At 71.2% G+C, this 13,102-nt stretch carries 1 protein-coding gene; it reads right to left on the bottom strand.

Going from position 1 to position 13,102, the window contains the following annotated elements:
* Nucleotides 1-2: 2 nt before the first annotated feature.
* Nucleotides 3-12,773 (bottom strand): hypothetical protein, encoded by a 12,771-nt coding sequence (locus JD77_RS00685; protein WP_145772585.1) that lies wholly within the window; start codon nt 12,771-12,773, stop codon nt 3-5.
* Nucleotides 12,774-13,102: the final 329 nt, after the last annotated feature.

The raw sequence follows: 13,102 nt of genomic DNA, 5'->3' as shown, positions 1-13,102 counted from the left end.
GGTCACATCAATGTCGGAAACCGGCCACCCTGGTTCCGTCCACCCCGCCGGTCCCTCCTCCATCGGCCAGGCCGGTGCGGCCGGCCCCGCCGGCCAGGCCGACGCGGTGGGGGCGTCTGGGTCGTCCAGCGGCCCGGGCAGCCCGGGGGCCGGCCCGTGTCCGCTGGCGGGGCAGGTGCCGGCCCGGGCATCGGTGACTGAGGTGCCGGTTCCTGCATGCCCGGTCCGGGCGGGAACGACTGTGTCCCTGGGAACTGGCTGGGCTGGTCGCCGCTGGGCGGCGACCACGATGTCGGGCCGGGCGGGGCCTGCGCCCAGGTCGGATCCATCGGTTGCGGTCCGGGGTAGAGTCCCGTGCCCACGGCCGTGGGCGGGCCGACCCACGCCGCCGGATGGAGCGGATCAAACAGATCGAGGGCTGGGTCCTCCTGCCAGGTGGCCCAGTCGCCGAGGTTCCCGCTGCCGTCGCCGGCCTGATCGCGCGGCTGGCCGGGGTCGGTGGAGATCACAGCACCGTGGGTGGTCACATCAATGCCGGAAACCGGCCCCGCCGGTCCCGCCGGTCCCTCCTCCATCGGCCAGGCCGACGCGGGCGGCCCCGCCGGCCAGGCCGACGCCGTGAGGGCGTCCGGGGCGTCCAGCGGCCCGGGCGGCCCTGAGAGCCCGGGCAGACCCGTGTCCGCTGGCGGGGCAGGTGCCGGCCCGGGCATCGGTGACGTATCCCCGTGGTTCAGCCGGGACAGGTCCTCACTACCCTGCGGGCGGTCCGGTTCGGGGGCGGGGCCCGGCACCGGTGCTTGCCGGGGCTGGCCCGGATCGGTCACCCCGTACCGCGCCGCCACACCAGGGCGTGCTTCCTGGACCAGCTGCAGCAGACCACGGTCGCGTAATGCCACGATCCGTTTATGCACCGTCTGCTGCGGTGTGGATGTCGCCGCGGCGAGGTCTCGCTCGCTGGCCGTGATGGTCCCGCCGTCGTCGATATGGTTGATCAGGGCGTTCCACAACTTCAGCAGCTGATCCACCCGCTGCTGTGTTGTGGTGGCGATGTGGTCGGCGTGCTGATCGAACAGCGTCCGGGCATCATTCCGGTTGCGCACCCACTGGCTGCCCTCGGGAAGGGCCGGCACCGGTGCTTGCCGGGGCTGACCCGGATCGGTCACCCTGTACCGCGCCGCCACACCAGGGCGTGCTTCCTGGACCAGCTGCAGCAGACCACGGTCGCGTAATGCCACGATCCGGGAATGCACCGTCGGCTGCGGTGTGGATGTCGCTGCGGCGAGGGCTGGCTCGCTGGCGGTGATGGTCCCGTCGGCGTCCATATGGTTGATCAGGGCGTTCCACAACTGCTGCAGATGTTCCCGCTGCGGTGTTGTGGTGGCGATGTGGTCGGCGTGCTGGTCGAACAGCGTCCGGGCATCATTCCGGTTGCGTACCCACTGGCTGCCCTCGGGAAGGTCCGGCAACGGTGCATGCCGGGGCTGACCCGGATCGGTCACCCTGTACCGCGCCGCCACGCGACCGTGGCCTTCCCGGACCAGCTGCAGCAGACCACTGTCGCGCAATACCACGATCCGGTCATGCACCGTCTGCCGCAGTGTGGATGTCGCTGCGGCGAGGGCTGACTCGCTGGCGGTGATGGTCCCGTCGGCGCCCATATGGTTGATCAGGGCGTTCCACAACTGCTGCAGATGTTCCCGCTGCGGTGTTGTGGTGGCGATGTGGTCGGCGTGCTGGTCGAACAGCGTCCGGGCATCATTCCGGTTGCGCACCCACTGGCTGCCCGCAGTGGGTTGGGGTTGGTCGGGGTGCAGTGGGGCGGTGGTGGATGGCTGGTCGGCCGGGTGATGGGGGGTGTCGTAGGCGTGGACAGTGCCGGCGTCGGTGCGGGTCACCGCTGGGGAGGGCGCGAGGGAGGGTTGCCAGTCCATGTCCGGCCCCTGCCAGGTGGCCCAGTCGCCGAGGTTCCCGCTGCCGTCGCCGGCCTGATTGCGCGGCTGGCCGGGGTCGGTGGACATCGCAGCACCGTGGGTGGTCACATCAATGTCGGAAACCGGCCACCCCGGTTCCGTCCACCCCGCCGGTCCCTCCTCCATCGGCCAGGCCGCCGGCCAGGCCGACGCGGTGGGGGCGTCTGGGTCGTCCAGCGGCCAGGGCAGCCCGGGGGGCAGGCCCGTGTCCGCCGGCGGGGCAGGTGCCGGCCCGGGCATCGGTGACTGAGGTGCCGGTTCCTGCATGCCCGGTCCGGGCGGGAACGACTGTGTCCCTGGGAACTGGCTGGGCTGGTCGCCGCTGGGCGGCGACCACGGTGTCGGGCCGGGCGGGGCCTGCGGCCAGGTCGGATCCATCGGTTGCGGCCCGGGGTAGAGTCCCGTGCCCACGGCCGTGGGCGGGCCGACCCACGCCACCGGATGGAGCGGATCAAACAGATCGAGGGCTGGGTCCTCCTGCCAGGTGGCCCAGGCGCCGAGGTTCCCGCCGTCGCCGGCCTGATCATCGATGCGCGGCTGGCCGGGGTCGGTGGACATCGCAGCACCGTGGGCGGTCACATCAATGCCGGAAACCGGCCCCGCCGACCCCGCCCCCTCCACCGTCCAGGCCGGCCCCGCCGGCCAGGCCGACGCCGTGAGGGCGTCCGGGGCGTCCAGCGGCCCGGGCGGCCCTGAGAGCCCGGGCAGACCCGTGCCCGCCGCCGGGGCAGGTACCGGCCCGGGCATCGGCGACGTATCCCCGTGGTTCAGCCGGGACGGATCCTCACCACCCTGCGGGCGGTCCGGTCCGGGGGCAGGGCCCGGCACCGGTGCTTGCCGGGGCTGACCCGGATCGCTCACCCCGTACCGCGCCGCCCCGCCACCGTGGCCTTCCCGGACCAGCTGCAGCAGACCACGGTCGCGTAATGCCACGATCCGGCGATGCACCGTCTGCTGCGATGTGGATGTCGCCGCGGCGAGGGCTGACTCGCTGGCGGTGATGATCCCGTCGGCGGCCATATGGTTGATCAGGGCGTTCCACAACTGCGGCAGCTGTTCCCGCTGCTGTGTTGTGGTGGCGATGTGGTCGGCGTGCTGGTCGAACAGCGTCCGGGCATCATTCCGGTTGCGTACCCACTGGCTGCCCGCGGGAAGGGCCGGCAACGGTGCTTGCCGGGGCTGACCCGGATCGGTCACCCTGTACCGCGCCGCCCCGCCACCGTGGCCTTCCCGGACCAGCTGCAGCAGACCACGGTCGCGTAATGCCACGATCCGGGAATGCACCGTCTGCTGCAATGTGGATGTCGCCGCGGCGAGGGCTGACTCGCTGGCGGTGATGGTCCCGTCGTCGTCCATATGGTTGATCAGGGCGTTCCACAACTGCGGCAGCTGTTCCCGCTGCTGTGTTGTGGTGGCTATGTGGTCGGCGTGCTGGTCGAACAGCGTCTGGGCATCATTCCGGTTGCGTATCCACTGGCTGCCTTCGGGAAGGTCCGGCATCGGTGCTTGCCGGGGCTGACCCGGATCGGTCACCCTGTACCGCGCCGCCACGCCACCGTGTGCTTCCTGGACCAGCTGCAGCAGACCACGGTCGCGTAATGCCACGATCCGGTTATGCACCGTCGGCTGCGATGTGGATGTCGCTGCGGCGAGGGCTGACTCGCTGGCGGTGATGGTCCCGTCGTCGTCCATATGGTTGATCAGGGCGTTCCACAACTGCGGCAGCTGTTCCCGCTGCTGTGTTGTGGTGGCGATGTGGTCGGCGTGCTGGTCGAACAGCGTCCGGGCATCATCCGGGTTGCGCACCCACTGGCTGCCCGCAGTGGGTTGGGGTTGGTCGGGGTGCAGCGGGGCGGTGGTGGTGGGTGGCTCGTCGGCCGGGTGATGGGGGGTGTCGCCGGCGTGGACAGTGCCGGCGTCGGTGCGGGTCACCGCCGGGGAGGGCGCGAGGGATGGTTGCCAGTCCATGTCCGGCCCCTGCCAGGTGGCCCAGTCGCCGAGGTTCCCGCTGCCGTCGCCGGCCTGATTGCGCGGCTGGCCGGGGTCGGTGGACATCCCAGCACCGTGGGCGGTCACATCAATGTCGGAAACCGGCCACCCCGGTTCCGTCCACCCCGCCGGTCCCTCCTCCATCGGCCAGGCCGGTGCGGCCGGCCCCGCCGGCCAGGCCGACGCGGTGGGGGCGTCCGGGTCGTCCAGCGGCCAGGGCAGCCCGGGCAGCCCCGTGCCCGCCGGCGGGGCAGGTGCCGGCCCGGGCATCGGCGACTGAGGTGCCGGTTCCTGCATGCCCGGTCCGGGCGGGAACGCCTGGGTCCCTGGGAACTGGCTGGGCTGGTCGCCGCTGGGCGGCGACCACGGTGTCGGGTCGGGCGGGGCTTGCGGCCAGGTCGGATCCATCGGTTGCGGCCCGGGGTAGAGTCCCGTGCCCACGGCCGTGGGCGGGCCGCCCCACGCCGCCGGATGGAGCGGATCAAACAGATCGAGGGCTGGGTCCTCCTGCCAGGTGGCCCAGTCGCCGGGGTTCCCGCCGTCGCCGGCCTGATCATCGATGCGCGGCTGGCCGAAGTCGGTGGACATTCCAGCACCGTGGGCGGTCACATCAATGCCGGAAACCGGCCCCGCCGGCCCCGCCGGTCCCTCCTCCATCGGCCGGGCCGACGCGGCCGGCCCCGCCGGCCAGGCCGACGCCGTGAGGGCGTCCGGGGCGTCCAGCGGCCCGGGCGGCCCTGAGAGCCCGGGCAGACCCGTGTCCGCTGGCGGGGCAGGTGCCGGCCGGGGCATCGGCGACGTATCCCCGTGGTTCAGCCGGGACAGATCCTCACTACCCTGCGGGCGGTCCGGTCCGGGGGCAGGGCCCGGCAATGGTGCTTGCCGGGGCTGACCTGGATCGGTCACCCTGTACCGCGCCGCCACGCCACGGTGTGTTTCCTGGACCAGCTGCAGCAGACCACGGTCGCGTAATGCCACGATCCGGCGATGCACCGTCGTCTGCGATGTGGATGTCGCTGCGGCGAGGGCTGGCTCGCTGGCGGTGATGGTCCCGTCGGCGGCCATATGGTTGATCAGGGCGTTCCACAACTTCGGCAGCTGTTCCCGCTGCTGTGTTGTGGTGGCGATGTGGTCGGCGTGCTGGTCGAACAGCGTCCGGGCATCATTCCGGTTGCGTACCCACTGGCTGCCCGCGGGAAGGGCCGGCAACGGTGCTTGCCGGGGCTGACCCGGATCGGTCACCCTGTACCGCGCCGCCCCGCGACCGTGTGCTTCCTGGACCAGCTGCAGCAGACCACGGTCGCGTAATACCCCGATCCGGTCATGCACCGTCTGCTGCGGTGTGGATGTCGCCTCGGCGAGGTCTGACTCGCTGGCGGTGATGGTCCCGTCGTCGTCCATATGGTTGATCAGGGCGTTCCACAACTTCAGCAGCTGATCCACCCGCTGCTGTGTTGTGGTGGCGATGTGGTCGGCGTGCTGGTCGAACAGCGTCCGGGCATCATTCCGGTTGCGTACCCACTGGCTGCCCGCGGGAAGGGCCGGCAACGGTGCTTGCCGGGGCTGACCCGGATCGGTCACCCTGTACCGCGCCGCCCCGCCACCGTGGCCTTCCCGGACCAGCTGCAGCAGACCACGGTCGCGCAGTACCCCGATCCGGGAATGCACCGTCGACTGCGATGTGGATGTCGCCGCGGCGAGGGCTGGCACGCTGGCGGTGATGATCCCGTCGGCGGCCATACGGTTGATCAGGGCGTTCCACAACTGCGGCAGCTGTTCCCGCTGCTGTGTTGTGGTGGCGATGTGGTCGGCGTGCTGGTCGAACAGCGTCCGGGCATCATTCCGGTTGCGTACCCACTGGCTGCCCGCGGAAAGGTCCGGCAACGGTGCTTGCCGGGGAGGACCCGGATCGCTCACCCCGTACCGCGCCGCCACACCAGGGCGTGCTTCCTGGACCAGCTGCAGCAGACCACGGTCGCGTAATGCCACGATCCGGTTATGCACCGTCTGCTGCGATGTGGATGTCGCTGCGGCGAGGGCTGACTCGGTGACGGTGATGATCCCGTCGTCGCCCATATGGTTGATCAGGGCGTTCCACAACTGCGGCAGCTGTTCCCGCTGCTGTGTTGTGGTGGCGATGTGGTCGGCGTGCTGGTCGAACAGCGTCCGGGCATCATTCCGGTTGCGCACCCACTGGCTGCCCGCAGTGGGTTGGGGTTGGTCGGGGTGCAGCGGGGCGGGGGTGGTGGGTGGCTCGTCGGCCGGGTGATGGGGGGTGTCGTAGGCGTGGACAGTGCCGGCGTCGGTGCGGGTCACCGCCGGGGAGGGCGCGAGGGATGGTTGCCAGTCCATGTCCGGCCCCTGCCAGGTGGCCCAGTCGCCGAGGTTCCCGCTGCCCTCGCCGGCCTGATCATCGATGCTCGGCTGGCCGGGGTCGGTGGACATCCCAGCACCGTGGGTGGTCACATCAATGTCGGGATCCGGCCACCCCGGTTCCGTCCACCCCGCCGTCCAGGCCGGCGCGGCCGGCCCCGCCGTCCAGGCCGACGCGGTGGGGGCGTCCGGGTCGTCCAGCGGCCAGGGCAGCCCGGGCAGACCCGTGTCCGCCGGCGGGGCAGGTGCCGGCCCGGGCATCGGTGACTGAGGTGCCGGTTCCTGCATGCCCGGTCCGGGCGGGAACGACTGTGTCCCTGGGAACTGGCTGGGCTGGTCGCCGCTGGGCGGCGACCACGGTGTCGGGTCGGGCGGGGCTTGCGGCCGGGTCGGATCCATCGGTTGCGGCCCGGGGTAGAGTCCCGTGCCCACGGCCGTGGGCGGGCCGCCCCACGCCGCCGGATGGAGCGGATCAAACGGATCGAGGGCTGGGTCCTCCTGCCAGGTGGCCCAGTCGCCGGGGTTCCCGCCGTCGCCGGCCTGATCGTCGATGCGCGGCTGGCCGGGGTCGGTGGAGATCGCAGCACCGTGGGCGGTCACATCAATGCCGGAAATCGGCCCCGCCGGTCCCGCCGGTCCCTCCTCCATCGGCCAGGCCGACGCGGCCGGCCCCGCCGGCCAGGCCGACGCGGTGGGGGCGTCCGGGGCGTCCAGCGGCCCGGGCGGCCCTGAGAGCCCGGGCAGACCCGTGCCCGCCGGCGGGGCAGGTGCCGGCCCGGGCATCGGTGACGTTTCCCCGTGGTTCAGCCGGTACGGATCCTCACTACCCTGCGGGCGGTCCGGTCCGGGGGCAGGGCCCGGCACCGGTGCTTGCCGGGGCTGACCCGGATCGCTCACCCCGTACCGCGCCGCCACGCCACGGTGTGCTTCCTGGACCAGCTGCAGCAGACCACGGCCGCGCAGTACCCCGATCCGGTCATGCACCGTCGACTGCGGTGTGAATGTCGCTGCGGCGAGGTCTGACAGGCTGGCGGTGATGGTCCCGTCGTCGTCCATATGGTTGATCAGGGCGTTCCACAACTTCAGCAGCTGATCCACCCGCTGCTGTGTTGTGGTGGCGATGTGGTCGGCGTGCTGGTCGAACAGCGTCCGGGCATCATTCCGGTTGCGTACCCACTGGCTGCCCTCGGGAAGGTCCGGCAACGGTGCTTGCCGGGACGGACCCGGATCGCTCACCCCGTACCGCGCCGCCACGCCACCGTGGCCGTCCCGGACCAGCTGCAGCAGACCACGGTCGCGTAATACCCCAATCCGGGAATGCACCGTCGAGTGCGATGTGGATGTCGCCTCGGCGAGGGCTGGCACGCTGGCGGTGATGATCCCGTCGTCGCCCATATGGTTGATCAGGGCGTTCCACAACTGCGGCAGCTGTTCCCGCTGCTGTGTTGTGGTGGCGATGTGGTCGGCGTGCTGGTCGAACAGCGTCCGGGCATCATTCCGGTTGCGTACCCACTGGCTGCCCTCGGGAAGGTCCGGCAACGGTGCTTGCCGGGGAGGACCCGGATCGCTCACCCTGTACCGCGCCGCCACGCGACCGTGTGCTTCCTGGACCAGCTGCAGCAGACCACTGTCGCGTAATGCCCCGATCCGGTAATGCACCGTCTGCCGCAATGTGGATGTCGCTGCGGCGAGGTCTCGCTCGCTGGCGGTGATGGTCCCGTCGGCGCCCATATGGTTGATCAGGGCGTTCCACAACTGCCGCAGCGGTTCCCGCTGCTGTGTTGTGGTGGCTATGTGGTCGGCGTGCTGGTCGAACAGCGTCTGGGCATCATTCCGGTTGCGTACCCACTGGCTGCCCTCGGGAAGGTCCGGCAACGGTGCTTGCCGGGGCTGACCCGGATCGCTCACCCCGTACCGCGCCGCCACACCACGGCGTGCTTCCTGGACCAGCTGCAGCAGACCACTGTCGCGCAGTACCCCGATCCGGGAATGCACCGTCGACTGCGATGTGGATGTCGCTGCGGCGAGGTCTGACTCGCTGGCGGTGATGGTCCCGTCGGCGCCCATATGGTTGATCAGGGCGTTCCACAACTTCAGCAGCTGATCCACCCGCTGCTGTGTTGTGGTGGCTATGTGGTCGGCGTGCTGGTCGAACAGCGTCTGGGCATCATTCCGGTTGCGCACCCACTGGCTGCCCGCGGGAAGGGCCGGCACCGGTGCTTGCCGGGGAGGACCCGGATCGCTCACCCTGTACCGCGCCGCCACGCGACCGTGTGCTTCCTGGACCAGCTGCAGCAGACCACTGTCGCGTAATGCCACGATCCGGCGATGCACCGTCGGCTGCGATGTGGATGTCGCCTCGGCGAGGTCTGGCTCGCTGGCGGTGATGGTCCCGTCGTCGCCCATATGGTCGATCAGGGCGTTCCACAACTGCCGCAGCTGTTCACGCTGCTGTGTTGTGGTGGCGATGTGGTCGGCGTGCTGGTCGAACAGCGTCCGGGCATCATTCCGGTTGCGCACCCGCCGGCTGTCCGCAGTGGGTTGGGGTTGGGGTTGGTCGGGGTGCAGCGGGGCGGGCGTGGTGGGTGGCTCGTCGGCCGGGTGATGGGGGGTGTCGCCGGCGTGGACAGTGCCGGCGTCGGTGCGGGTCACCGCCGGGGAGTGCGCGAGGGATGGTTGCCAGTCCATGTCCGGCCCCTGCCAGGTGGCCCAGTCGCCGAGATCCCCGCCGTCGCCGGCCTGATTGCGCGGCTGGCCGGGGTCGGTGGACATCCCAGCACCGTGGGCGGTCACATCACTGCCGGAAACCGGCCACCCCGGTTCCGTCCACCCCGCCGGTCCCTCCTCCATCGGCCAGGCCGGTGCGGCCGGCCCCGCCGGCCAGGACGACGCGGTGGGGGCGTCCGGGTCGTCCAGCGGCCAGGGCAGCCAGGGCAGCCCGGACAGCCCCGTGCCTGCCGGCGGGGCAGGTGCCAGCCCGGGCATCGGCAGCGTATCCCAGTCGTCCAGCCAGGACAGGTCCTCACCCTGCGGGTGGTCCGGTCCGAGGGCGGGGCCCGGCACCGGCAATTCCGCCTTTGGATCCCGCGACGGGCCCCACATCCACTGGGCCGCGGACGCCGGGCCAGGAGCAGACGGGTGGCCGTCTTGCGCTGGATCGGGCGACTGGCCGTGTGAGGTGTTGCCGGCCCACCGGTGCCGGCCGCCAGCGGCGGCGAAGTCCTCCTGGTCCGGCCAGCGGACGCCGGGTTCCTGACCGTTGTCGATGATGTCCGCGGTCCGTACCGCCTCCACGAGATCCGGTCCGAACAACTCCACCGAGGCGTCCGAGAACAACACCGACCGTACCGGCTCGTCCACGTGTGGCCGCAACTCGCCGGGCATCTGGTCGACCTCGTGCGTGGACGACATCAGCCGCCGGGCGCGCAGCCGGGTGCGCAGCCATTCACCGAAGGAGGTGGCCTGTCCCGGTGCCTGCCATGCCGCGTCGCACCAGACCAGCAAGATGTCGGGTGCGTCGCCGCCGCGCTGCCGCGCCTGCGCGACGGCGTGTCGCCAGGCGGGCGAGGCGGTGAGCATCCGGAGGAACAAGGCCTGACGCACGGGATCGTCGGCCAGCCGCTCGGCCAGGTTCCGGTGCCCGGCGATGGTGAACCATCCCCGCACCCACGGCAGCGCCTGCGCCGCCGTGCGATCCGCCGCCGCGTCCGGATCCGCCGCCGCCGGGTCTGCGAAGTACACCCCGCTGAACGTGTCCGCCATGACGATGTCCCTGGACACCTCGAACAGTCGGGGCAGGATCCCGTCCGGCGACGCCGTCTGGATACCGATGTCCGCGGCGAGGCGGCGCAGCTGAGCGTCGCTGGCACGGCCGTGGCCGCCGCTGGCGAGGTCGTGGATTCGTTGCGCGGCCGACCCGGTAGCCGCGACGGCCGGCTCGCCGAGACCGGCAGAGTCGACGCTGACCGGTTCGTCGCGCACCGACACGTCACCGATCGAACCCGTGTCCCTGAAACCGGTCGAATCCGTGTCTCTGGAGCCGAGATCGGGGCTGAACACCGCATCGCTTGCCACGGACACGTCACTGACCGGGGTCGTGTCGCTGGCGTAGATCGGCGTGGCGTCAACGCGGAAGGCAGCGCCGCCCGGCTCCCTACTGCGGGCGCTGGCCGTGTCCGGAGTGCCCGGCATGCTGGGCGTGCTGCCGCCGGCCTGCGTGAGCACCTGATGGTATCCATCCACCCAGTCCCCTCGGAACAGTTCGGCGAGGGTGTCGTGACCGGCCGGGTCGACACCGTAGCGGTGGGCCAGGGCGGTGAACTGCTTTTCTGCCAGGCTGGCCGCGGCTGCGGTGTGCTGCTCGACAGTCACCGACACTGCCGGCGCGCCGGTACGCCAGCTTGCCGGGGCGTCCGCCGGGAACGGGATGGCGTGCGGTGCGGTGATGTCGGCAATGGTCGCAGCCGAGAAACGGGCGGGCAGGTCGGTGACCACCTGCCGGACCACGTTCGCCACGGCACTGACCTGCGCGGCGTCGGGACCGGCCACCACAGCGGGCAGCACGGCCGGCAGCACTGCGGGCAGCACTGCGGGCAGCGCGGAGGTGCCGAGGATCGCATCGAGGCTGCGGTCCACCCAGTTCCGCGTTTCCCTCTCGACCACCTCGACCGCGGCGGCGGACGGCACCCCCGCCCCGGCACCTGCCGGCACGCCCGCGCCCGACGACGTGCCAGCGCCTCCCGGTGTGCCAGCGGCCGACGACGTGCCGGGGCCCGACGACGTGCCGGGGCCTGTCGGCGTGCCCGTGCCTGTCGGCGTGCCCGCGCCTGTGGGTAGGCCGGCGGCGAGGTACTGGTCGATGTGGTGTTGGACGGCCAGGTGCGCGATCGAGCGAAGCGCCTGCCGGTCGAACTCCGCCGGCAGCCCGGCGACCACCTGCTGCGCCCGCACCCCGGCCGGGAACTGCCCACCCGCGGACGCCAACGCCTCGGCCATCCCGGCCACCGCCCGCTGCCGAACACCCGTCAAAAATCCCTCGGTCAGCGCGGCAGCGGGCAGACCGACCGCAGACAGGAAACCCGCAACAACCCGATCACCCCGCCGGGCGTCGACCCACCCGGCGAAAACCCGCTCGATCGGCATAACGAGCGCGGCCATGCTCTCGCCCGCCCGAGCCACCCCGGCCAGCAACCCACCGTAACGATCCACCAGATCCTGCTGGAACTGTCGCCACCGCTCGACCACCGGCCCACCCGCTGCCGCGACCCACTGCGGCGCCGGCGCAGCCGGCACCGACAGGCTCGGCACCGACCACGACGGCACCGACGGGTCCAGGTGCGGCACGGGCAGGTCCAGCTTCGGCGTGAGCATGTTCGATGCCGGCAGCGGCGGCGGCGCGGGCGGTGGCGGGGCCTGCGCGCCGGTACCCGCAGCCTTCGGATCATCGGCCCCAGCCAGGTACCCCGTGAATGTGTCCCCGCCAACCGGTGTCGGCCCCACCGGCATGACCGGCCTACCATCCCACGTGAAGTCGGGGCGAGGCACCCGCACCCGGGGCAGGTTCACGGCGCGATTCAAGACGAGCCCGAGCCCGCTCGCGGCCGATCCCCCTCCCCCCGAAATCGCCCCGGAAATTGTGTCCGCAGCAAAATTATCGGGGTCGAACTCGAGCTTCCGGTCGACCATCGCGGTGGCAAACCAACCGAGGATCCCCTCCGTGCCGGCCTCCAACACCGGCCGCGTCAACAGATCGGTCAACAGCATCTTGGTGCTGTCCGACAGGCCGAGTTTGCCGACCGCGGCGGCGACCGCGCCAGCGGCCTTGCCCAACGCCGGCCCGCCCACCGTGCTCAGGAACGCCACCGCCCCCGCGTACGCCGCCTGCTTACCGACCGCCGACCAGTTCACCCCCGACTGCAAACCATCGGTCATCATCGACACCTCGGCCAGCAACGCGGAACCCGGCATGAACAACATCTGCATCGCCGTGCTACTCGCCGCCGACCGCACCAACGCCGACCGCAGGACCACCTGAATGATCGTCCGCGCCTCCGCCAGGTGCGCCGCCGCCCCCACGGGATTCCAGAACCACATCGCGGCGGCGGCGGCGAACTCGGCCTGCATGAAGGAGAACATCGCCACCGTCGTACGCTTGCCGGCCTCCGTCTCCAGGAAGAACTTCTTCTCCGCCTCCATCACGGCGAGCATCAGATCGGCCGTCTCGGCCATCTTCCCCACGAACGGAACGGTCTGCGCCACGAACCGGTCGAAGGCCTCACCCTCCCCCGCCTGCCGGACCGCCCTGACCGTCTGCTCCAGCAACGGACCCAGCACCGTACGCACCCGACCCGCCAGCATCTCCAGCGTGCCGATGTCATCCCACAACAACGGCAACTTCGCCCGGGACACCGGCACCCCGGTGAACGCTTCCAAAGCCCGCATCGAGCTCTCACTGAGCTCAACAGTCGAAAAAGCGGCGGCAGCCATCAGCGCACGCTCCTTCCCCGCCCCCGAACCAAGGACACCCAGTGCGGAACAGCCAGCCGAGCGGACCGCCCACCCCAGCCCCGACCATCTCCTCGGTGGTGACCTCGGCACGTCGCCCACCCGGCGGCCAAGACCCCAACTCCTCGCCCCGCGATCCGACCGACGCCCTCCACCGACGGTGTTGACCACCGATAGCTACCCACCATCATCGTAAAGTGACGGTAGTCGACATCGGTGACGTGAGCCATCCCGCCCACGCGTGGGTCACCACACATCCAGACCCC

This window comes from Micromonospora olivasterospora, from assembly GCF_007830265.1.
GTDB lineage: Bacteria > Actinomycetota > Actinomycetes > Mycobacteriales > Micromonosporaceae > Micromonospora > Micromonospora olivasterospora.
The sequence above is the reverse complement of the archived record's forward strand: the minus strand, read 5'-3'. Positions and strand labels throughout refer to the sequence as shown.

Coding starts and splice junctions, on each gene's coding strand:
- JD77_RS00685 (WP_145772585.1), bottom strand. CDS start 12,773: ATGCGGGCTTTGGAAGCGTTCACCGGGGTGCCGGTGTCCCGGGCGAAG.